The sequence below is a fragment of the Gilliamella sp. B2838 genome, assembly GCF_026536185.1.
Lineage (GTDB): Bacteria > Pseudomonadota > Gammaproteobacteria > Enterobacterales > Orbaceae > Gilliamella.
Genome location: NZ_JAFNOO010000007.1, coordinates 18,698 through 43,278 on the forward strand (window position 1 = coordinate 18,698; position 24,581 = coordinate 43,278).

At 34.6% G+C, this 24,581-nt stretch carries 20 protein-coding genes; 10 read left to right on the forward strand and 10 right to left on the reverse strand.

All coding sequences use genetic code 11. The features are described from left to right. Nucleotide 1 precedes the first annotated feature (1 nt). A complete protein-coding gene (mukE, locus tag J3U63_RS08540; RefSeq protein ID WP_267333589.1) occupies nt 2–787 on the reverse strand; it encodes a chromosome partition protein MukE in 786 nt (261 codons plus the stop codon). After that, nucleotides 768–2,090, reverse strand: coding sequence for a chromosome partition protein MukF (mukF, locus tag J3U63_RS08545; RefSeq protein ID WP_267333590.1), 1,323 nt, complete (start codon nt 2,088–2,090; stop codon nt 768–770). The genes mukE and mukF overlap by 20 nt, the downstream gene beginning before the upstream one ends. A 408-nt stretch (nt 2,091–2,498) precedes the next feature. Here mukF and J3U63_RS08550 point away from each other — a divergent pair, with 408 nt between their 5' ends. Together J3U63_RS08550 and J3U63_RS08555 are read left to right on the forward strand one after the other, a co-directional pair. Beyond that, nucleotides 2,499–2,660: a hypothetical protein gene (locus J3U63_RS08550; protein WP_267343969.1), complete on the forward strand. Its 162-nt coding sequence runs from the start codon at nt 2,499–2,501 to the stop codon at nt 2,658–2,660. Nucleotides 2,661–2,781: 121 nt separating this feature from the next. Then, nucleotides 2,782–2,904 (forward strand): hypothetical protein, encoded by a 123-nt coding sequence (locus J3U63_RS08555; RefSeq protein ID WP_267333592.1) that lies wholly within the window; start codon nt 2,782–2,784, stop codon nt 2,902–2,904. Nucleotides 2,905–3,228: 324 nt separating this feature from the next. Here the strand turns inward: J3U63_RS08555 and J3U63_RS08560 are convergent, their stop codons facing one another. From J3U63_RS08560 to J3U63_RS08570, 3 genes are read right to left on the reverse strand one after another with little or no spacing between them, the layout of a single operon-like run. After that, nucleotides 3,229–4,623, reverse strand: a complete 1,395-nt coding sequence (locus tag J3U63_RS08560; RefSeq protein ID WP_267333593.1) for an MFS transporter — start codon at nt 4,621–4,623, stop codon at nt 3,229–3,231. After that, the gene (locus tag J3U63_RS08565; RefSeq protein WP_267371276.1) at nt 4,620–5,576 is read right to left on the reverse strand and encodes a nucleoside hydrolase; all 957 of its coding nucleotides are present in this window, start codon (nt 5,574–5,576) and stop codon (nt 4,620–4,622) included. The genes J3U63_RS08560 and J3U63_RS08565 overlap by 4 nt, the downstream gene beginning before the upstream one ends. Nucleotides 5,577–5,600: 24 nt before the next feature. Beyond that, complete coding sequence (locus J3U63_RS08570) at nt 5,601–6,137, reverse strand: hypothetical protein (protein WP_267343971.1); 537 nt, start codon at nt 6,135–6,137, stop codon at nt 5,601–5,603. Nucleotides 6,138–6,876: 739 nt separating this feature from the next. Between J3U63_RS08570 and pntA the strand changes: the two genes are divergently transcribed. Continuing rightward, nucleotides 6,877–8,409, forward strand: a complete 1,533-nt coding sequence (pntA, locus tag J3U63_RS08575; protein ID WP_267333596.1) for a Re/Si-specific NAD(P)(+) transhydrogenase subunit alpha — start codon at nt 6,877–6,879, stop codon at nt 8,407–8,409. A gap of 15 nt (nt 8,410–8,424) precedes the next feature. Then, on the forward strand, nt 8,425–9,819 hold the full coding sequence (pntB, locus tag J3U63_RS08580) for a Re/Si-specific NAD(P)(+) transhydrogenase subunit beta (protein ID WP_267333597.1): 1,395 nt from the start codon (nt 8,425–8,427) through the stop codon (nt 9,817–9,819). Between the two features lie 65 nt (nt 9,820–9,884). Here the strand turns inward: pntB and J3U63_RS08585 are convergent, their stop codons facing one another. The 3 genes from J3U63_RS08585 to oxyR form a co-directional block, all read right to left on the reverse strand. Next, a complete protein-coding gene (locus J3U63_RS08585; protein ID WP_267371278.1) occupies nt 9,885–10,913 on the reverse strand; it encodes an alpha/beta hydrolase family protein in 1,029 nt (342 codons plus the stop codon). 192 nt (nt 10,914–11,105) lie between these two features. Beyond that, on the reverse strand, nt 11,106–11,750 hold the full coding sequence (gene fabR / locus J3U63_RS08590; protein WP_267371341.1) for an HTH-type transcriptional repressor FabR: 645 nt from the start codon (nt 11,748–11,750) through the stop codon (nt 11,106–11,108). A gap of 39 nt (nt 11,751–11,789) precedes the next feature. Beyond that, complete coding sequence (gene oxyR / locus J3U63_RS08595) at nt 11,790–12,716, reverse strand: DNA-binding transcriptional regulator OxyR (RefSeq protein ID WP_065633934.1); 927 nt, start codon at nt 12,714–12,716, stop codon at nt 11,790–11,792. A gap of 450 nt (nt 12,717–13,166) precedes the next feature. Here oxyR and pcnB point away from each other — a divergent pair, with 450 nt between their 5' ends. From pcnB to sppA, 6 genes are all read left to right on the forward strand, one after another. Then, entirely contained in the window at nt 13,167–14,501 is a 1,335-nt protein-coding gene (gene pcnB, locus J3U63_RS08600) for a polynucleotide adenylyltransferase PcnB (protein ID WP_416379652.1), read from the forward strand. 74 nt (nt 14,502–14,575) lie between these two features. Beyond that, a complete protein-coding gene (lptD, locus tag J3U63_RS08605) occupies nt 14,576–16,939 on the forward strand; it encodes an LPS assembly protein LptD (protein ID WP_267333601.1) in 2,364 nt (787 codons plus the stop codon). Nucleotides 16,940–17,020: 81 nt separating this feature from the next. After that, entirely contained in the window at nt 17,021–18,334 is a 1,314-nt protein-coding gene (surA, locus tag J3U63_RS08610; RefSeq protein ID WP_267343973.1) for a peptidylprolyl isomerase SurA, read from the forward strand. After that, on the forward strand, nt 18,327–19,124 hold the full coding sequence (gene rsmA, locus J3U63_RS08615; protein ID WP_267343974.1) for a 16S rRNA (adenine(1518)-N(6)/adenine(1519)-N(6))-dimethyltransferase RsmA: 798 nt from the start codon (nt 18,327–18,329) through the stop codon (nt 19,122–19,124). Before surA ends, rsmA begins: the two co-directional genes overlap by 8 nt. A 4-nt stretch (nt 19,125–19,128) precedes the next feature. Next, on the forward strand, nt 19,129–19,947 hold the full coding sequence (apaH, locus tag J3U63_RS08620) for a bis(5'-nucleosyl)-tetraphosphatase (symmetrical) ApaH (RefSeq protein WP_267343975.1): 819 nt from the start codon (nt 19,129–19,131) through the stop codon (nt 19,945–19,947). 23 nt (nt 19,948–19,970) lie between these two features. Then, nucleotides 19,971–21,794, forward strand: coding sequence for a signal peptide peptidase SppA (sppA, locus tag J3U63_RS08625; RefSeq protein WP_267347548.1), 1,824 nt, complete (start codon nt 19,971–19,973; stop codon nt 21,792–21,794). A gap of 43 nt (nt 21,795–21,837) precedes the next feature. Here sppA and J3U63_RS08630 read toward each other — a convergent pair whose 3' ends face one another. After that, entirely contained in the window at nt 21,838–23,658 is a 1,821-nt protein-coding gene (locus J3U63_RS08630; protein ID WP_267371281.1) for a sulfatase-like hydrolase/transferase, read from the reverse strand. Nucleotides 23,659–23,837: 179 nt separating this feature from the next. Beyond that, nucleotides 23,838–24,536, reverse strand: a complete 699-nt coding sequence (locus J3U63_RS08635; RefSeq protein ID WP_267343978.1) for a Bax inhibitor-1 family protein — start codon at nt 24,534–24,536, stop codon at nt 23,838–23,840. Nucleotides 24,537–24,581: the final 45 nt, after the last annotated feature.

The window sequence follows — 24,581 nt, forward strand, 5'->3', positions numbered from 1 at the left end:
ATTATTCAATCTCCTCGTTAACTTCATCATCTTGTTCATCATTATTATCATCTAAGATGAGTGACGATTCAATTTTGATCGCTTCACCATCCCGAATTAAGCGTAATTGTGCTTCTTGCGCATCGTCACTACTGCGCACATCGGCGCCAAAACGGAAAATAGATTCATTAATTCGAAAACGGCTGCTGTCATTACCGACAATAAAAAAGATCATACCTAATCTACGCAGACGGTTTAGGGCTGTTTTAACTTTATCAAAAAGTTTTTGCCGATCTAAATCCGATCCGGTTGAACGTTGGTTGACTAATTTAAGTAATTTACTTTCGTCGGCTAACGAAACAAGCTCATCAAAGAGTTCTTGTAAAGTAAAAATGCCTTCATGCGCAAGTCGTTCGGGACTTAAATAGAGGTAACAAAGTACTTTACCAACAAGCATATCTAATTCTGATAGAACAGAACGAGGAATTAATGTTGTTGATCGAGGACGAAGATAGAAAAATCCTTCAGGTGCACGTATTAGCTCAACATTATAGCGTTGATAAAATTGTTCAAGTTCAAGTTGAAAATCCATTAAAAAGGCATGTTGATCGAGTTCATCAATACCTATATGACGCCCAGAACGAAGCAAACTATCCAACTCAGGAAAAATAGGATTAGCAATCGCTTGAGCTAATTTTACCGGCATGTATTTATCGATTGACGCTTGAGAGCTCGCTGCAATACGCCCTATAACCTCATCAATATGATGAGCGGTTTGTTCTAATTCTTTAATATCTGTTGATGACATGTGCTTGTACCTTAGCTCCATAATCGTTGATAGGTTTCCATTCGGCAGGAATACCGAGCAAATCATCTTCGGCAATACCTAGACGAATAGCTTGATCGATAAATAATCTTGCAATATCAAAATGTTGTTCACGTGGGAACTGTGCTAAATAGCTACGAATGGCAACACTTATATCGAGTGGTTTATTTTGTTGTTTAAAAACCAATAAATTTTGTTCAATATGCGCAATAATGTGTTCTTGAAGTTCTTCAATCATTTCATATTCAAGTTCTGATGGTAATTCACCTGTAACTTCAGCTTCATGTAAAGCAAGTTCTTCATCACGCATATCAAGTAGACGGTCGGCATTAGCAAAAGTCAGTGACCAAGGTAAATCAAAATAGCTCTGAATCGATTTACGTAATCGTTGAGAAAAGACGCGATTTTTATCTAAGTCAATTGCTGTACGGATAAATTTATGAACGTGTCGGTCATAACCTATCCAAAGATCTATCGCTTTTTGCCCCCAACCAATAATTCGATCTAGCTTACCTTGTAGATCAATTACCACGTTATTAATTTTATCTAAATCAGGATTATCTAATGTCGCATCTTGAATTAACAATAAACTGGCTTGAAGTTTATCACCCGCCGCTGCCAGCGTATCTTGCAATTCGCGTAATGTTTGCGAAGTTTCGGTTAATAGCCCTTCACAACTGGTAATGGCTGCTTGCCAGTCTTGACTTAATAATGCCGAGATATTTTGTTTTACATCGGCTTGCTGCTCATCCATCACACGTTGAGTAATATCAATACTATCAAATATTTCAGCAACTGAATATTTTAGTGGAGCAAACACATTTCGATGCCAGTGTAAGTCATCACCACCTTCAAGTGCTGCATCAGCAGCTCGTTTTAACTCTTGAGCAACAATGGATAATTGGATAGACAAACGTAACGTTGAAAACTCCCGCTGACGAATATAGTAATCAGAAATACCAATACCTAATGGTGTCAAACGATAAATAGAATATCCATCAGTCATTTCGCTAGCAAAACGCGTAATTAGGCGCTGACGCACTAAGTCATTAATGGCATTATTTGCTCGAACAGTGATGGTGTCTTCACTCTGTTCAAAAATTTGTGAAACATGCCTGAAAGCATCAATTAATTCAGATTCGGTCATTTCACCATCAAAACGCTCGCTGTTTAATACGGCAATCGCCAATAAAAATGCAAGCCGTTCCACTGGCAAATTAATTGAAAAATCATTCTTTTTTGCCCAAGAGACCAATTCTGGCACTGATTGGGAAAAATCCATCATAGCGGTTCCTTAATTAAAGACACTCAATTTTTAAACGTATCTTAGAAATAATATGAGAAACACAATATATTGTGCTAAAGACAAAATATTATCGATTATATAACAATTTGTAGTAGTTAAAAATAACTAAGTTTGAGATTTATCATTTAACTTAATTAAAAAGCAACAAAGTCAATTTAATTAAAAATTACCTATAATAATTACGATTTTCTGTTTTTTATTTTCGCTCAATCCCATTTTTTGTCGTTAAAAAGATCAATGACAACAAAAAAATAATTATCATAATTGAATTTTAATCTTAAATAATCTTGATATGTTATGGAATTAATTGTTTAATTATTGTACCATTTTTAACTTATAGTTATATTAATAATGATAATGGTTATTTTTTTATAAGGGAGAAAACAAATGAAAAGTCTATTATACATACTTTTAGCTGGATTAGTCGCATATGTTGTGTCAAAAGCCGTTTCTGCAAATGAAATCGATACAGTACACCGTGTTGTTCAGCAGCAGGGAGTTTTAAGTGAAAATCATTTAGAGAGTGGAGATAAACCAAATAGTCTCTGATAGTTCAGTCATTACTTTCATGATTAGTTAGGATTGTTGATCTTGTAACGCCTGCACGTTAATTTTGTCACAATTGGCGTGTTAATAATGCTGCTGCTTGTTGTAGTAGTTGAGTTTAATTGTGCATATTGATTTAATGGGCACGCAAGGTAAGACTGTTGTTTACCGCGTGTCAATAAATAAACCCAAAATCACCGAAGATATTGCACTCCCACTAGCTGAACAATCCATTCCACAAAATTAAAACTTACCGATGCTTTCTTTATTATAGTTTTAAAAGAGAATGATCTAATCAGCAATATGCTTGCTATTATTGACGTTGTGAATAATGTCGATAAAGCAAATAATCAAATGATAAAAATCAAGTCATAATCGCGCTATTTAATTGAGTGTTAACTATCATTGTTGCTATAAGTAGTTTTCAATTTGAAAAAACCACTCAGCCACTTAAGACAAGTTTTTAACAGCATAGTATCTACACTTATGCACAACACAAAACTCATAAAATTGAATTTGATTTTGGTATTTTTAAAAAGGTAAAAACGGGATGGGTTATCCCGTTTTTTAATTAATGCGTTACTTCTGCATTGATTGGTCGAGGAATTAAGAAACTACTAAATAACGCTAAAATAGTAATCACTAATCCTACTAAAATACCATTAAAATACCCCGTCATTGTATTACCATTTATCATCTGAACTGCGGGTAACAACGCAAAACTTAATCCTGCACCTAAGTTAAACGCACCGGCATTCATTCCAGGTAAAAATCCTTGATTGTCGGCAGGTGATAAGACAACACCTAAACCATTTAAAATAATATTGGCCATGCCTGCGTAAAAAACACCTAGTGCAATTACACCGATTGATAAGATAGGTAAGGAATGCACACCATAAAATAAGATCACTAAGATACCAACAATACAACCAATCAAACCCAATTTGAGGACATTGTTATATCCGATCGTTGGTGCTAAGCGACCAGAAAATGGTCCAACAAACCAACCAATTAAAGCATAAGGTGTCAACAAAATTAATGACGCCCAATCAGGATTTAGACCAAATCCTATATCATGATTTTGCGCAAGTGACATAACTAAACCATTGACTATGGCAAAAATACCTGTCATGGTTAAGGTTGTTGTTAACAATAAAGCCCAAGTAGCACGTTTTTTCAGATGCGTTGTTGTCACCAAAGGTTGCTTATTTCGTTTTTCGACATTCCAAAATAAAATAAAACAAACAATGGCAAACACGGTTAAGCCAGTAACAATTAACCAATTTGCATTAGCTAAATTACCCGCTTCATTAAGTGCCAATAATAATGCAGCAAGCGTTAGGACAATTAATATAACGCCTAACCAATCCATTTTAGTTCCTGCTGAAGGCTTGGATTCTGGAGCAAAACGATAGACAAGATAAGTCGAAATAGCTGCAACCACAGCAATTACCCAAAATACAGAACGAAAGCCCCAATAAGTAGCAAGTAAACCACCTGCTATCGCATCCACACCAGCAATACCACCATTTACTGCGGTGATAATGCCCATTAACATGCCATATTGTTTGACATCTTTTACTTCGTAACTCAGCATAAGTAAGCAAAGTGGAACAACAGGACCAGATACGCCTTGAATAATACGCGCTGCATATAATACTTCAATATTAGGTGCAACAGCAGCCAATATTGTTCCTATTGTCATAATTAACAACATAACCGTTAATACTTTTTTACGACCTTTGATATCACTCAAACGAGGAAGAAAGAGTGAAAACAGTGCTGCCGCAGTAAAAAAAGAAGTTTGTGAAAATCCAACAGCTGCATCATTGGTGCCTAATTCTTTGGCTATAGTCACTAATACAGGACTTAACATACTTGCATTGAGCTGAAAAGCAACACAAGCTGCAAGTAAAGCAACCATTAATGTTAAAATACTTTTTTTATTGTTGCTTTGTGCAATCATACATTTACCTCACCAATTCGCTGTAACGCATCAACGATTAAATCCCAAAAACCTGCATGATCAAGTTTTGTCGCCACTTGTGTATGGCAAGTTTCATCGACTGGAAAACGAAAATCAGCAACAGTCATGCCTAAAGTTAATGTTCCTGTGAGCTCTATATCAACAGGAACTCGTCGAGTTTTAATTAAATCCGGATTAATAACATAAGCTACAGCACAAGGGTCATGTACTGGTGGATAAGTAAAACCTTGTGCTTGCTTATACATTTTTCCGAAGAATTCAAGCATTTCAAGTACAAATGTTGCTGGTTTTGTTTTGATTGCTGAGATTTTTTCAATTACTTCAGGCGTTGCGAGAGCTTGATGAGTCAAATCTAATCCCACCATAGTCACAGGCCATTTTTCATTAAATACTATATGGGCAGCTTCTGGATCGATTTTTATATTAAATTCAGCAACTGCACTCCAGTTACCAACATGATAGCCACCGCCCATCAAAACCACTTCTTTCACTCTTTCGACAATTTTGGGTTCTTTGCGCGCAGCCATCGCAATATTGGTTAACCCACCAGTTGGGACCAAGGTAATGGTTTTGGGTGGATGAGCCATAATCGTATCGATAATTAAATCAATAGCATGTCTAGAGTCCAATTGTATAGCAGGTTCGGGTAATACAGGACCATCCAGACCTGAATCACCATGAATATCTGGTGCAATTTCAACATTCCTCACTAATGGTCGAACAGCACCAGCGGCAAAAGTAATATGAGTTATGTTAGCAATACGAGCAACTGATAACGCATTACGGGTCACTTTTTCTAATGTTTGATTCCCGACTACAGTTGTTACCGCTAATAATTCAATATTAGGATTCCCATGCGCCAATAACATGGCAATAGCGTCATCATGACCTGGATCACAATCAAGAATGATTTTTTTAGGTTGATTTGTCATTAAGCGTTTTCCTCTAGTAAATTTTTAATTTGCCATTCTATCAAGTACATTTTGACAAGATGACATAGTTGATGTTCCTTCACGTTCAACCACTGAAAATGCAATAGCACCATCGGCTATCGGGTAAAAAAACTCTCCGTCAGCTTGTGATAAACTTAAAGCATAAATAAAATTGTTGGCCATGTTGAATATGCTAAGTAAGACAAATCCATAAATTTGAATATACCTATAATTTTTAACATAAAAAGCGAGAGGTCCATTACTATTAAATAGGATAATAATGGTTTGAATATCAAAGGAATGAATTTTAGTAACAATTAGTTTGAACGTATCAAAACGATTTACGTTAATGCCAAACATTAAACTTGTTTGAGTTTTATTAGATGTAATTTTATTGATATAAAGTAATAGTTGTATCATCTTGTTAAAATACGCATTAGGATTAACAACGACTTCAATGCCTAAAGCTTTAGCTAATGTTATTACATTAAAAACAGCATCACTAGTTTTTGCAAGTTGCGTTAATAAGATATCAGATTTTTTTAAGTTCGTTTCTAACATTACAATTTTTTATCAATCCTTGATTAAATTAGCCACTTAATTTGATTATTATTTTTACCAAAGTTAATTAAAGTATCTTTGGTTGCTTTATTATCATAATGATATAAAGAAAAAAATTCATACTTGATAGCAAATAATAAGGACGCTAACCCAATGATTCTTCGTACATCAAGTAATCAAATCCAATTAAATTTTGGCTACATTATTAATACTTTTTTACCTATACTTTTATATACTCAATCTAGTTAATTAGGTCGCGATAACAATATTCATATAACACAAAATACCGATATTACTCTGTAATTTTCTTTTCGCTTTTAGTATTTTATCTTTGCTATTTTTCCATTCATTATAACAATATGAAATACAACGATTTTTTATTATTTATGTTCACCTAAATATCCCAGAATAACCTTATTTTTTTCGAAAAAATAGACTCATTTTTTGCGTGTTATTCGATCAGTATAGCGCGGGTAAATGATAAAAAGAGTGACGAACATCATAACTTAGAAAATAAAAACAAAACTTAAATAATGGATGAAATCAATATATAACAACCATAAATCGGCAAACAATAAATTGATTATTGCTTCATTTAAGAAAGAATCGACAACCGACTTATTAGTTACAATAATAATGTGACTTGGAAGATAAAAAATAAATTCCTTACTCGCACTGCCGCTAATTTATGCTAAAATCGAAAATCATTAATAAACACTAAACATAAGGATGTAACGAAATGCATATCGGTATACCAAAAGAGCGGTTAGCCAATGAAGCTAGAGTTGCAGCAACTCCACAAACAGTTGGACAACTGTTAAAACTTGGATTTACAGTCTCTGTAGAACAGGGTGCAGGGCATGCTGCTCACTTTGAAGATCAAGCATTTATCGATGCTGGAGCAACAATTCAAAATACTCATGATATTTGGCAAAATGACTTAATTTTAAAATTTCATGCCCCAACAGATGATGAAATCGCATTAATGAAAGAGGGTTTAACCCTTATCAGTTATATTTATCCAGCTCAACATAAAGAACTATTAGAAAAATTAGCAGCCAAAAATATTACAGTCATGGCGATGGATTGTGTGCCACGTATTTCTCGTGCGCAATCGTTAGATGCACTAAGTTCTATGTCAAATATTGCTGGCTATCGTTCTGTGATTGAAGCTGCCAACCAGTTTGGTCGATTCTTTACAGGTCAAGTCACTGCCGCAGGTAAAGTGCCACCGGCAAAAGTGTTAGTCATTGGTGCTGGTGTTGCTGGCCTTGCAGCAATTGGCGCAGCAGTAAGCCTTGGTGCAATTGTTCGAGCCTTCGATACTCGCCCTGAAGTTGCTGAACAAATTAATAGTATGGGTGCTGACTTCTTAGAGTTAGATTTCGAAGAAGAAGCCGGCTCTGGAGATGGTTATGCAAAACAAATGTCTGCTGCCTTTATTGAAGCTGAAATGGCATTATTTGCAGAACAAGCTAAAGATGTTGATATCATTATTACTACAGCATTAATTCCAGGTAAACCAGCACCAAAACTGATTTCGAAAGAGATGGTTGAATCTATGAAACCTGGTAGTGTGATTGTTGATTTAGCTGCATTAACGGGTGGTAACTGTGAATTAACTAAACCCGGTGAAGTTTATGAAACAGATAACAATGTAAAAATTGTTGGCTATACTGATTTGGCAAATCGCATGCCAGCTCAAGCATCTCAACTTTATGGTACCAATATCGTTAACTTATTAAAGTTACTGACTAAACAAAAAGATGGCAATATTGATATCAATTTTGACGATGTGGTTATCCGCGGAGTGACCGTTGTTAAAGATAAAGAAATCACTTGGCCTGCACCGCCAATTCAAGTATCAGCACAACCGCAGAAAAAAGTTGCAGCGCCGGTTGCTAAACCTGAACCTAAACCAATGGATCCACGCAAAAAATATGGCATTTTAGCGTTAATAATCATTGCTTTCTTCTGGTTGGCTAATTCTGTTCCTGAAAGCTTTTTAGGTCACTTTACCGTATTTGCTCTATCATGTGTAGTTGGTTATTACGTAGTATGGAATGTAACTCATTCTTTACATACACCGCTCATGTCAGTCACTAATGCCATTTCAGGCATCATTTTAGTTGGTGCAATATTACAAGTTGGTGATGATAATGGCTTAACTACGGCAATTGCCTTTGTTGCTATTTTAATTGCTAGTATCAATATTTTTGGTGGATTCTTTGTTACCCAAAGAATGCTAAAAATGTTCCAACGTGGCAAATAAAGGAGAGTATCAATAATGTTAAGTAATGGAATTATTCAAGCAGCTTATGTAATTGCTGCCTTACTGTTTATATTCAGTCTACGTGGTCTTTCCAATCAAGAATCCGCTAAATCGGGTAATATCTATGGCATGATCGGTATGGCAATTGCCCTTATTGCCGCGATTGCGAGTATCAATGGTGGATTACATTGGGTCATCATTGCGATGATTATTGGGGCGGCTATTGGTTTATATTTAGCCAAAAAAGTAGAAATGACACAAATGCCAGAACTCGTTGCACTACTTCATAGCTTTGTTGGTATGGCTGCGGTACTCGTTGGTTTTAATAGCTTTTTAGACTCACATATTTTTACCTTCTCATCGAGTGAAATTACCGTTCATTTGGTCGAAATATTTGTTGGTGTTTTTATTGGTGCGGTTACATTCTCTGGTTCGATTGTCGCGTTTGGCAAACTAAATGGTCGCATTAGTTCAAAACCATTATCTATTCCAAATAAACACTATTGGAACCTTGCTGCTATTGTCGTATCTGTAATACTCATGTTTACATTTGTCAATCTGCAAACAGGAGCTGGCGCGCTATTTTGTTTACTCATTATGACACTTATAGCATTAGTCTTTGGTTTCCATCTTGTTGCATCAATTGGTGGCGCAGACATGCCCGTTGTTATTTCGATGCTTAACTCCTATTCTGGATGGGCGGCTGCTGCGGCAGGATTTATGTTAGGTAATGATTTACTCATTGTAACTGGTGCTTTAGTTGGTTCTTCAGGCGCAATTCTTTCTTACATTATGTGTAAAGCAATGAATCGCTCATTTATTAGCGTAATTGCCGGTGGTTTTGGTAGCGATGGCAGTTCATCAAGCTCTTCAGAAGAAGAACAAGGTGAATATCGCGAAATCCAACCTGCTGAAGTTGCACAAACTTTAAAAGAAGCACGCTCAGTTATTATTGTTCCAGGTTATGGTATGGCGGTTGCACAAGCGCAAGGTGCAGTCAGTAACATTACTGAAAAACTACGAGCTATGGGAATTGAAGTGAGATTTGGTATCCACCCTGTTGCCGGGCGTTTACCGGGGCATATGAATGTATTATTAGCCGAAGCTAAGGTACCTTACGATATCGTACTTGAAATGGACGAAATCAATGACGACTTCCCTGATACTGATGTTGTATGGGTCATTGGTGCAAATGATACGGTTAACCCAGCGGCAGAAGAAGATCCAAATAGCCCTATCGCAGGTATGCCAGTTCTTGAAGTTTGGAAAGCTAAAACGGTTATCATTTCTAAACGTTCAATGAATACCGGTTATGCCGGCGTTCAAAATCCACTATTCTTCAAAGAAAATAGTTATATGCTATTTGGTGATGCCAAAGATAGTGTTGAAAAAGTGTTACAAAATCTTTAATGACAATTAGTCTTATAGAGAATACAAAATATTACTGCGGCCTAGCCGCAGTAATTTTATAAGCGTTAAGGGTTCAAATTTATTTGCGCTAAGAAAGTAGTAATTTGTTTAATTATTTCACGATGAATCTCGGCTCGAGTTCGTTTCCCACCATCCTTACAAATAATACCTTCGCCTTGAGCTTCTTGCTCTAATATTTCTATTGCCTTAGGTTTACAAACTTGTATAAAACTAAAATGCATCGCATCTGGTATCACCGTATAAGTAGATAGTGATTTTGACAGGAACTGCATTAAATAGCCTGATTCAAGCTCTGCATCCATATCACCTACATCAACTCCTGCACCAATAATTAAAGAAGGGATGTTAATATCTTTTAAACTTTTTGACGTAAAACCTCTGACTAATCCTGCATCTAAAGAGATAAATGATTTTATTCTTGGATCGAATAAACTTTGATTTAATTTTGGATTATCAAGACCGAGTTCAGTCACTAATTGGCACGCTTTTAAATGGGAATGAATTGTACAGTCTTGCTTAAAAAGCTCTGTATCAAATTTTGCTCCAGCAAGTGCAATCACCGTCCAACCGCCAAGGGAATGCCCAATGGCTGATATATTATTCATATCAATAGAGTTTGCTAAAGTCTTATCCTCTATCAAACAATCAATTGTTTTACTCAAATCTTGTGGGCGCAACCATAATTTAGAAGATTGATCAATATCTCTATTAAACAGTGTAGTCCCTGGATGATTTGGTGCGGCAACAATATATCCTTTTTCGGCCAGCGCATAAGCAAGCCAACTTAAATTTTGCTGGCTGCCCCCATAACCATGTGAGAGAACAATTAAGGGATGCTTACGATAATCTAAAACAGGGGGTGCATTGAATAGAACCTTATAACCATAAAAAATAGCACTATCGCCAACCATTACGTCATCTTGTTGATTATTTGCTTTATACCATATTGCGATATTCAACGGTCGGTTACTTTGTTTATCGTAATAGATTTGTTTAAACCCTACAGCTGAATAAGCATGATTGCTAAAGGTGAAGATTAAATAAACAATCAAGCCAATGTAGAATTTAGTCATTCAATTTATCTCTATTAAAAAAATTGCCTATTTGCAGCTGGAATGAATATGAAGACTTAACAATAGGATAAATAATACAATTTGTTAATCAATAATTAAATTTATCAGATTAAATATTTAACAAATAATATGACACATTAATTTATTAAAACACGTTAGATTCACTATACATGTCAGTATAAAAATTTAAAATCAGTGATTTTCTTGCTTAATCAATTCTTTGTGATAAAGGTAATAGGCACCGCGCGAAACCATACGAAGTTGAAATATAAGATTTTCGATCAATTTTTGGCGTTGTATTAGGTCAAAATCTAAAGCCTCGGCTCCTGCATTAAAAGCAATGGTAACCATTGCTTCAGCTTGAGCTTCATTATATTGATGAGGCATGTCATTAGCATTATCTAAATAATCAACCAATTCAACAATAAAATGTTGAATTTCTCGAGCAATAGCAGAACGAAAAGCCGATGATGTCCCCGCTTTTTCACGCAGTAATAATAAAAAAACTTTAGGATTTTTATCAATAAATTCAATAAAGGTTGTAACAGAGGTTCGTAACACACTTCCGCCCTTTTCAATACGTTTCCGTGCTTGTCGCAAAAGTTGACGAAGGGTTAAACCACTTTCATCAACCATCGCCAAACCTAATTCATCCATGTCACGAAAGTGCCGATAGAAAGAAGTAGCGGCAATACCAGCTTCACGTGCAACTTCACGCAAACTTAGACTAGCAAAACCTTGTTCGGCATTAAGTTGATTAAATGCAGCTTCTATTAATGTGCGACGAGTTCGCTCTTTTTGCTGAGCTCGAATCCCCGAAGTTTTGGCATTTTTCATTATTTCAATCGATTTTGGTAATTTTAACTTAGTCAATCATTAATTCGCTTTTTCTAACAAACGCTCTTTTTCAGCAAATACTTTTGGCATGTGATCTCGAATTGTTTTAGCAATGGTTTCATAACGGGAACGTAATGGCGATCCCGGGCGATATATCAGGGCAATGCTTCGCACTGGAACAGGATCAGTACAAGGAATATAGCAAATATTATCACGAATACGTTCATTTGGTGCCGCTAATTCAGGAAACAACGTAATACCGCGCCCAGCAGAAATCATACTGCGTAATGTCTCAAGACTTGTCGCTTTAAATTGTTTGTCTTCGTCAATTCCGACTTGAAAACAATATCCCATTGCATGTTCACGTAAACAATGACCATCTTCCAACATTAAAAACTTATGTCCTTTTAAACTAGAAAGTTTAATTGTCCTTTTGCTGGCTAGTTCGTCCGTCGCCGGAACCGCTAAAAACATCGGCTCATCAAATAATGGCAATTCTATAAATTGTGATGTTTCTTTAACCTGTGCAACAATGGCGCAATCAAGCTTGCCACTCTCAAGTTGGGCAACTATATTGGCAGTTTGCGCTTCATGTAGATAGAGTTCAAGTTGTGGAAAAGATTCGTGTAATACTGTTATTACATGTGGTAACAGATAAGGTGCAATTGTTGGTATCAAGCCGATATGCATTGGGCCGGACATCTCTTCACCTTGACGACTGGCCATCTCTTTTAAAATTTGGATATTGCGTAAGATCTCTTTAGCCTGTTCAACAAGCATCATACCTGTTTGTGTAAATAGTACTTTGCGACTAGTACGTTCCAGCAACATTACACCAAGTTCATCTTCCAATTTTCTGATTTGTCCACTTAATGTTGGTTGACTCACATTGCAAGCATCAGCGGCTTTACGAAAATGACGAAATTCAGCTAACGAAACAAAATATTCCAAATCACGAATATTCATAATGTCCCCCAATAAGTTATCAGTTAATGTTATATACTCAATTGACTTTTTGTCAGAGCGATCTATTAAACGACTATTACTCACATTACTCAAAAAATTAAGCAAAATGTTTAATATGCTTCCTATATCTATTGTGTTCTACAATGAATTAAAAAAGACGTTTTGAGCATAGGTTGTAGTAAACCTTAATCAGCTTGTTAAATAATGCATGAAATATGTATAAACAGGTATTGATGCCTTTTAAAGCTATATGACTAATTCTACTCTATAAACTGCTATTGTTGATAATTATTGCCAAAAAATCAAATAGAATATTCATTTAAAATTAGAAAATACCTGCTTTTCATCGAATTAAAATTCAGATAATAAGAAAAATGGAAAGTTATAAGCAATTATTATATAATCGCGCGCTATATTGCCATTTTGGTTCATACACGTTTGAGGTGCACTATTTTTAAACAAGTCTCTCGCTTTTATCGCAAAATGTTTCGCCATGAAGAACAAAAACAATCTCGCTATATTTCTATTTCTCGTAATGAACATAATATTTCTCGTAAAAATATCAGTGAAAATGCATTAAAAGTTCTTTATCGTTTAAACAAACAAGGATATGAAGCTTATTTAGTCGGTGGTTGTATTCGCGATCTTTTATTAGGAAAAATACCAAAAGATTTTGATATCGCCACGAATGCGACACCTGAACAAGTGCAAAAAACATTTCGAAATTGCCGTTTAGTCGGTCGTCGTTTTCGTCTTGCACACATTATGTTTGGTAAAGAGATTATCGAAGTTGCTACCTTCCGTGGCGAACATAGTTTTCAAGATGAACAAAGTAATGTTGCCAAACGATCGCAAACCGGTATGTTATTACGTGATAACGTCTATGGTACGATTGAACAAGATGCTTTGCGACGTGATTTTACAATGAACGCGCTTTATTACAGTGTTAAAGATTTTACACTGCGCGATTATTGTGGAGGCATAAAAGATTTACAAAATGGTATTATTCGCTTAATTGGTGATCCGCAAACTCGCTATCGAGAAGATCCTGTGCGAATGTTAAGAACCATTCGCTTTGCAGCAAAACTCAATATGACAATTGAGCAAGCAACGGTTGAACCAATTAAAGAGCTTGCACCATTATTAAAAAATATTCCTGCTGCTCGTTTATTTGATGAATCATTAAAGTTACTGCAATCAGGTCATGGATACAAAACCTACCTATTATTAAAAGAATATCACCTGTTTGAACAATTATTTCCAGTCATTCAACGATTATTTACCGGAAATAACAATAGCTATTTAGAAAAGATGATTGAACAGGTGTTAAAAAATACTGACTACCGAATTGCTCATAATCAACGTATTAATCCAGCATTTTTATTTGCTGCTTTCTTCTGGTATCCGATTATGGAACAAACACAATTAACGTGTGTTGAAAGTGGCTTACAATTCCATGATGCTTTTTCAATGGCTATCAATGATATTTTAAGTGAACAATGTCAAATTATTGCTATTCCAAAACGTTTAACATCAATAATGGGTGATATTTGGCGACTACAATTACGTATGAAAAAGCGTGAAGGTAAACGTGCATTTGCCATTTTAGAACATCCTAAATTCCGAGCGGCTTATGATTTATTAGAAATGCGGGCATCTATTGAAAAAGGGGAGTTATTGGATTTAGCAAAATGGTGGGATGAGTTCCAACATACCTCAATTGAGAAAAGAATTAGCATGGTTAACCAGTTGAGTAAAAGAAATAAACGCAGGGCTAAACATTAATTTTTCATTCGCACTTTTATAAATAACCGCTATAATGCTTAAATTAAAATAATCATCATTACTTTTAATCATTAATGAAAAAATTAGCGCCTTCATTTATCGCAATAACCGTTACTCTATGTCTCTATAATAGTAGCAGTTATGCTATCGGATTACCTAAAGCTATTATTAATAATCCACAATGCCTCATCGATGTGCCTAAATTCGATCGCCCATTAGTTGAGGGTGATATCCAAACACTGCCTGTTGATGCTGAAGCAAACCAGTTTGAAGCACTTTATCCAAACAAAATAATTTATCAAGGTGATGTAGTTGTCGAACAAGGCAATCGTACCGTACAAGCAGATAGAGTAACGATTGATTCTCATGATAAAAATAATCGACTTGTTACTTTGCAAGGCGATATTACTTATCAAGATAATTTGATAAGAATTAAAGGCAATGATGCCTTGATGAATCTTGATAATAATGATGCTAATATTACACCGAGTGATTATCATCTGGTTAACCGACTAGGCCGTGGTAACGCCGACGAGATGAAGCTTGAAAAAAATCGCTATGTTATTTTGAAAAATGGTAGTTTTACATCTTGTCCTGTCGATGACAGCACATGGAGTGTAAAAGGTAGCACAGTGATTCATGATAATGAAGAGCAATTACTTGAAGTATGGAATGCAGTATTTCGTATTGGGAAAGTACCGGTTTTATATTCACCTTATTTACAGTTACCAACTGGTGATAAACGCCGTTCAGGCTTGCTAATGCCTAATTTAAATTATGATAGTGTCGATGGTATTGATTTTTCGTTACCAATTTATTGGAATATTGCACCTAACTATGATGCAACATTTACCCCAAGAATATTACAGCGTAGAGGCGTTCAGTTACAAACAGAGTTCCGCTATTTAAATCAATTAGGTTTAGGTACTGTAGCTTTTGACTGGCTACAACATGATAACAAATATGATGATGATCGAGATAGATTATTAAATGGTCAAAATTATGATGATAACCGCCATCGTTGGTTATTCTACTGGAAAAACGATGAGTTAATTAATTACAATTGGCGTTTTAAGGCAGATACTACAAGAGTAAGCGATAATCAATATCTAACAGATTTGAACTCTAAATATGCGTCACAAACAGCTGGATATTTAACTCAATTTTATAAAATTGGCTACAATGATCCTAGTTGGGATATTACTCTGGGTTATAGACACTTCCAAGCATTCCATGATGGAGTTAGAGATTCACTATACCAAACTCAACCACAATTAAATATGAACTATTATAATTATGATTTTGGTCCATTTAAATTCAAAACCTTTTCACAAGTATCACGCTTTTTAAGTTCAGGCAAAAATAATCCGAAAGCTTGGCGTGCACATATTGAACCTACTCTTGATTATACTATCACCAATACATGGGCTTCATTAAGTGCGTCTGGTGGTTTAATGGCAACGCACTACAACCAAGATAATATAAAAAAATCTATTGAAAGATACCAAAACTTAGACAAGAGTGTTAATCGTTTTATGCCTAAATTTAGTATCGATGGAAAAGTCATTTTTGAGCGTGATTTTGATCTGATTGAGGGTTATACCCAAACTTTAGAGCCACGAGTAAAATATACATATATTCCATATCGCAATCAGTCAAATATTGGCAGCTATGATTCTACTTTCTTACAATACGATTATATCGGTCTATTTAGAGATCTCCCTTATAGTGGGTTAGATCGCATTGCATCAGCTAATAATATCGCGACAGGTGTGACGACCCGTTTTTACGATGAAAGCAAGGTAGAAAAATTTAATTTATCAATCGGACAAATCACCTATTTTACTAAATCAAAAACCAGTGAACACAATACCGAAATAGACAAAAATTCTGATACAGGTAGTATTACTTGGGCATCGGATAATTTCTGGCGTATTACTGACGATGTGATTTTTAGAAGTGGCGTACAATACGATACCCGTATTGATACTATTTCTTTAGCCAACACGATACTTGAATATCGCCCTTCAAGTGAGAAATTACTACAGCTATCATATCGTTATGCTAATCATAATTATATCAATACGGTAGATAAAAGTTCGTTATATAGAGGCTATAAACAAGATATTTCCCAAGCAGGTATTGTGACTACTTGGCCATTATCTCAAACTATAGATGCTGTTGGTTCTTATTATTATGATATTAAATTGGGGCAAACCGCAGATGGTTCAGTTGGATTACATTATAGTGACTGCTGTTGGGGTATGACTGTTCAATATGGACGTAAATTGACAGATTGGGATTGGATATCCCATGATAGTAAATATGAAAATAAACTTTCAGTTAATTTTGAGTTAATGGGTCTAGGCCACAATCGTGATGTAAAAGCAAAAATGTTGAATTTTGGTAAACTACCTTATACAACAGCGTTTGAATAATTATATTAGTAACGCATAACATAACTAATTAACTTAATTACAGTTATTGTCAACTGTAGCAAATAAAATGAGTTGAATAATATGAAAATATCTAAATTACTTATCGCTTTAAACTTAAGTTTAAGTATAGCAGTGATTAATCCTTTATCAGCTAATGCTGCCGCTAAAGTCGTTGAGCAAGTTGCTGCAGTAGTTAATAACAATGTCATATTAGAAAGTGACGTTAATGATATGTTAAAAACTATAAAAGCAAGCACTGATCCACGTAATTTGCCAAATGATAACGTACTGAGGCAACAAATTCTTGATCGTTTAATTGTTGAAAATCTAATCTTGCAAAAAGCCGCTAAAGCTAAAATTACAGTGAGTGATGATCAAGTGAGCAATGCGATTGCTAAAATCGCAGAAGAAAATGGTATGACAATCGATCAACTTAGAAGCAAACTTTCAACAATGGGAATAAGTTATAGCGCTTATCGTGAACGTATACATAACGATATGTTAATAGATCAAGCCCGAATGAACGAAGTCAGACCAAGAATTAAAATCTCTGAAAAAGAGGTCGAAAACTTAGCTAAAAATATGTCTCAACAAACCTCTAACAATATAGATGTTAAAGTAAGCCATATTCTTATATCCGTTCCAGAAAAAGCCTCTAAACAACAAATAGATGATGCGACTAACAAAGCAACCGACATTATCCGTCGAGCCGAAAAAGGTGAAAGTTTTGCGAAATTAGCGACCTCATATTCAAATGATGATCTTGCTTTAAAAGGTGGTGATATGGGCTGGCATAAACTCAATGAATTACCTACCATTTTTGAAGAAAGATTAATTCGAGCACCAAAAGGAAGTATTATTGGTCCAATTCGATCCGGTGTTGGATTACATATTTTAAAAGTTGATGATACACGTTCTGAAGCACCGAAAAAATTCACCATTGATGAATTTAATGCTCGCCATATCCTAATTAAAACTAATGTGCTTGTAACAGACCAAATTGCCAAACAAAAACTGTCTGATATCCGTAAATCCATAGTAAGTGGAGCGACAACCTTTGAAGCAGCAGCTAAAGCTAATTCTCAAGACCCAGGTTCTGCTGAAAGTGGCGGTAATTTAGGTTGGAGTCGAGCCGATGTTTATGATGCTGGTTTTAGAAATGCATTAGTTCAATTAAAAAAAGGCGAAATTAGTCAACCAATCAAATCATCGTTTGGATGGCATTTGATCCAATTAATCGATACTAAACAGACTGATGGTACAAATGCAGTGAAACAAGATCAAGCTTATCGATTAATTTTCAACCGTAAATTTGGTGAAGAAGCGCAAGTATGGATCCAAGAATTAAAAGGCGATGCTTATATCAAAATCACAGGTGAAGAAAAACATGACTAACCGTGTACACCAAGGTCACTTTGCCCGTAAACGATTCGGGCAAAACTTTTTACATGATGATTATATTATTGAAAGTATTGTCGCAGCTATTCAACCTAAATCAGATCAGGCTCTTGTAGAGATCGGTCCTGGTCTAGCTGCATTAACAGTGCCAGTCAGTAAATATGTTGACCATCTAACAGTTATAGAAATTGATAGAGATTTAGCCAGTAGATTGATTGATAATCCTTTATTAAACAATAAATTAACTGTTATTGAACAAGATGCTCTAACCTTTAACTTTAATGAGTTAAATCAACAATTAGGTAAACCATTAAGAGTATTTGGTAACTTACCCTATAACATTTCTACACCGTTAATGTTCCATTTATTTGAATATGCCAATATCATTGATGATATGCATTTTATGCTACAAAAAGAAGTAGTCACGCGACTTGTCGCGGCACCAAATAGTAAAGATTACGGAAGATTAAGTGTAATGGCACAATATTATTGCCAAATTATTCCTGTGTTAGAAGTTCCGCCTACCGCGTTCAAACCGGCACCTAAAGTTAACTCTGCTGTTGTCAAGTTAATTCCTTACAAACAAAAACCTTATTTAGTTGATGATGTTAAAATACTTTCTCGCATCACTACAGAAGCCTTTAATCAAAGACGCAAAACGATTCGCAATAGTTTAAGTAATATGTTTACAACAGACCAATTAATTGAATTAGATATTGACCCTAATTTACGTGCTGAAAATTTGTCAGTACAACAATATTGTAAACTTGCAAACGCATGGAAATAATATTATGGCAAACCTAATCATTGGTGATATTCATGGTTGTTATGATGAGTTTATGCGTTTGCTTGATAAAGCGAGTTTTTCATCATCTGATACTTTGTGGTTAACCGGTGATTTGGTTGCCAGAGGACCAAAATCGTTAGACGTGCTTAGATTTGTAAAAAATTTAAGTAGTCAAATTCGTTTAGTTTTAGGTAATCATGATTTACATTTATTATCGATTTATGCCAATGTAACATTAGCAAAAAAGAAAGATAATCTTGACAGTGTGATCAATGCGCCTGATTACGATGAATTAATGAATTGGTTACGTAAACAACCATTAGTTCAAATAGATGAAAAGTTAAAACTGATTATGACTCACGCGGGTATTTCACCTCAATGGGATCTTGATACATTAAAAAAATGTGCCAATGACTTAAATGTTATGTTATCGAGTGATTCATATCCACTTTTTCTCGACAAAATGTACGGTAATTTCCCTGATGAATGGTCTTGTGATTTACAAGGATTAGATCGGTTACGTTACATTGCTAATGCACTCACACGAATGCGGTTTTGTTATGAAGATGGCCGACTTGATTTTTATTTCAAAAAATCACCAGATCAAGCGCCTACAAAACTTAAACCTTGGTTTTTATTACCTTCAAAAATTCCAGCTCAATACAGTATCGCTTTTGGCCATTGGGCCGCTTTAAATGGTAAAGGTACTCCAGATAATATTTATGCTCTCGATACTGGCTGTTGTTGGGGCGGTAAATTAACATGCTTGCGTTTTGAAGATAAAAAATATTTCAAAAAACGAAATATAGAAGCGAAAAGCTAACATTACGACTAAAAGGGCTAATTATGATATCTGTATTATCAGTCATAAAATTAATTTGGAAAACCATCAACGTTTTTAGACAAATTTTTCTAAATATAATATTTTTTATTGCTATTATTCTTATTTTTAGTGGTATTGAACTGATAAAAGATTTGAAAAAACAGGATGTCGTTCCACAATATGGCACGCTTGTACTTGATTTAGAAGGTGTTATTGTTGATAGTACGCGATATGACGATGAGATTTATGCATTACAAAATAAAATATATGGCAAAAAAGTAAATACTTCTCGTGAAAATAGTTTATTTGAATTAACACAAAAAATAGCGCAAGCAACAACAGATCCTAATATTGATGGTATGGTTTTAAAATTGGATAATTTTGTTGGGGCAGATATGAGCTCATTACAATATGTGGGTAAATATTTATCCAAATTTAGAGAAGCCAATAAGCCAATTTATGCAATTGGTTCCAATTTTAATCAAAGCCAATATTATCTAGCCAGTTATGCCAATAAAATTTATTTAACACCATTAGGTGCAGTCAGTGTATACGGGTTATCAGCCAATAATCTGTATTATAAAACCTTATTAGATAACTTAAAAATTAATACTCATGTTTTCCGAGTAGGCACATACAAATCTGCAATTGAACCATTCATTCGAGACGATATGTCAGATGCAGCAAAAAGCAATACGACGCGCTGGCTTTCAGCCATGTGGGAAAATTATCTTAATGATATTTCAGCACAACGTAAAAAAGCCCCTAGTCAATTAGTTCCAAATCCTACTGATATGTTGTCAGAGTTAAAAGCAGCTAAAGGAAGTATGAGTCAATATGCTTTATCTACTGGTTTAGTTGACGTTGTTGCATCCAATTATCAATATGATCTCGATATTGTTCAGAATCAACATCAATTAAGTATTTATGACTATAAATTGACAGAAAAAGATGAACAAACTGACGATAAACCATTAATCGCTGTTGTTTTTGTCAATGGTACGATAACTGACAGTGAAAATAATACTGATATAGCGGGCAGCCAAGATATTGTTGAACAGCTTAGAAATATCCGTAACAACTTGGATAATCAAAATGTTCAAGCTGTTATATTACGAGTTAATAGTCCTGGCGGAAGTGTTGACGCCTCAGAGGCCATTCGCAGTGAATTAGAAGCACTACGCAGTTATCAAATTCCTGTAGTAGTTTCAATGGGCGGAATGGCCGCATCTGGTGGATATTGGATATCGACAGCATCAGACTACATTATTGCTAGTCCGAATACAATCACTGGCTCTATTGGTATTTTTGGTATCATTCCAACCTTTGAAAAATCATTATCTCACATTGGTGTTTACAATGATGGTGTAACAACATCACCACTTGCAAATAATAGTGTTACTCGAAATCTACCGGATGAAATGAGCCAACTAATACAAATGAATATTGATAATGGATACAATACCTTTATTTCATTGGTTGCTAAAGCAAGAAATATGTCAACAGAACAAGTGGATAAAATAGCTCAAGGTCAAGTTTGGTTAGGTTCAGAAGCAAGTAACATTGGTTTAGTTGATAAACTTGGTGATTTTGATGATGCTATCGAAACAGCCGCTACATTGGCCAATTTAACGGATTACAAAATTGACTGGCTTAAACCTGATGTCAGTTGGTTCAATAGTTTTTATTCTGAAATGCTAACAATGCTGCCAAAATCAACTGCCGAAATATTTTTTGATCAATTACCACAAGCTAAACAGTTAAAACAACAAGTGTCTTTATGGAATAAATTTCACGATAGCCAAAACCGCTATATTTATTGTTTAAACTGCGCTGATGTTCGTTAAGAATATCTTCTCTATCCTTTTGAATAAAAGGATAGAGAAATAACTAGTTCGAAGGTTGATAAAAATAACGCATATTGCCTATTGCCGCTTGGATATAGCTATAGTTAGGCGTTGCATCAATCTCATGATTGTGCGAATCCATATAATGACTAATACCTAGTCTGTTAACAAGATAAATATTATCCGGTGTGCGAACAGCATAGGAACTATAATTTGACATCAATAACCAGTTACGATTAGTGATTGGGTTAAATAAATCATACCCTGTTGAATAATCACTTATATCATTTTCCACATATAAATAATGTTTCATTAATGACGGTACTACATCTTCGTGACTAGTCAGTTTAGCGGCATTATCTTTTAACTGCTCTAAATTTTTAGCGCCAATAATGATAAACGGAACTTTGGTTTGAGCATCGGTATAATTACCATTGTGCCCCCAAAAACCAAGCTTATTATCATTCATTTCTTGGCCATGGTCACCAGTAATAATAATTAACGTATTATCCAACGTTCCCGATCTAATTAGTTCATCATAAACATTTTGCAATAAATAATCATCATAATAGACGCTTTGTTTATAACGATTGAAAATTGGCACAGGATCAGTATTATTATTTAATGTCATATAATCAAGGTCACCAATTGGCTTAAATTTTACCTCAAAATCATCTGGAAAATCATAAGCGTGAGGTGCGTCATAAAATAAAAATGAGAAACTTGGTTTAGAGGTATCACGTTGTTTATACCATGCTAACCAATCGTTTGTGATCTGTTTATCGCGACTTGAAGCTGGGCCATCATGACTACTTATTCTTAAATTTTTAATTGTTGCAAATACGGTACGATCAAATTCAGGGGCAGTCACCTTAGCTGAGGTAAAAATACCAATATTAAAATTTTCTTTTTGTAATGTCGTAACGAACAAAGATGGAACACTATTACGCAAAAAGGCATCCCAGTAAGTACCAGGGATACCATAAAATAACCCAAAGATACCTGTCCGAGTAGCGTTACCCGTTGAATAATGATTATTGAAAATAACACCATTATTTTGTTGTGCAAAATGATAAGTATTAGGAGAAATTTGCTCACTAAATGTATCATAACGCCAAGAGTCTAATACAATAAACATAATATTTTGAGGTTTATTGTTATCAGAATTAATAATAAGCGTATGTTTAGGATAATGAATTCCTGTATGTTCATCATCTTTTTCATAAATAACTTTTCGTTGCCCTTGTTTATCAAAAAATTCCATTATTTTTTTTGATGTAAACGGACGATATAAGGGAATATATTCTTTTACTACCATAATTGGAGAATAAGCATAATAAAAAGCAATCATGTGCACAATATGGCTAATAAAAAAAGCAAAAATAAGAAAAATAGTAGATAAACGTAGAAATTTAGACTTAGTGTGTGCTATTGCAAATTTGTTATTAATCCAATAAAGAATAAAGCACTCTAGGCAAAGTGAAGCAATGATTAATGTCAACATCAAGCAATAAGTGAATAGCGAAAAATCCACCACTTGCCCAGAAAATACCATTGATATAACAGAGAGATTTATGTGAAATCGGTATTGTTGAAAAACAATAGTATCAATAAATAATCCAATTTGAAAAAAACCAAATAATACAATCAAAATGAGATTACGAAGACATGGTTTTATCCAAAGCAGCGGAATACAAATAATTAAAAGCAATAAATAAACTGAGAAAAAGTGTCCAATTACTGCGAAAATTGAAAAAGTAATTCCGGTCCAATTAAATAACGCTCCAGGAACAACAAAATAACGAATGGCAATGATTGATGAAATAAAAATGTTTATTAGAACAAAGGAATATAATTTTTTCACAGTAATTCTCTAATATTAAACTTAATATTAAGTATATAAGAAATAAAAAACGGTATTCTATATTAAAACACAGTATTTTCCGCGAAAATTTTAATATAAAAGACTAAAAAAACAAATTACTAATAAAAAACTAACAAAAAAGGCTCTTAATAGAGCCCTTTAAATCTATAAAAATACCATCATCGACGATCGCCAAAAATCCTTAGCAGCATAATGAACAAGTTAATGAAATCAAGATATAAAGTTAATGCACCTAAAATGACAAAGCGTCTAAATACATTTTGATCATCATAAGATATATTTTCGCCTAACTCTTTAAGTTTTTGATTATCATAAGCAGTTAATCCTGCAAAAACAAACACGCCAATGTAAGTTACAGCCCACATTAATGGCTCACTCTTTAAAAAGAGATTAACCAATGAGGCAATCACAATACCAATTAGTCCCATAAATAAAAAGCGACCGAAGGCTGATAAATCACGTTTTGTGGTATAGCCATAAAAAGCCATCGCAGCAAACATGCCTGCTGTAATAAAAAATACACTCGCAATCGAAGACGAAGTATAAACTATAAAATAGATAGAAAATGTACAACCATTTAAAACAGAATAGAGCATAAACAATGTGGTTGCCGCTGCGCCAGATAAACGATCGATAAAACCAGAAATAACAAAAACTAGCCCTAGCTCAGCAATTAATAATACCCACATACCTCGATATAATAACTGTAATAATTGCAGATTAGTTGATGCATACCATGCAACTAAAGCTGTTAATAATAGTCCAACAGTCATCCAGCCGTAAACATGACTCATATAGGTTTGTACACGACTTGTCGATTTTTCGATTATTGAACTATTAGATGAATAATTTGCCATCCTTTACCTCTTATAAAATATTATGTAACATACTCAATCTATTAT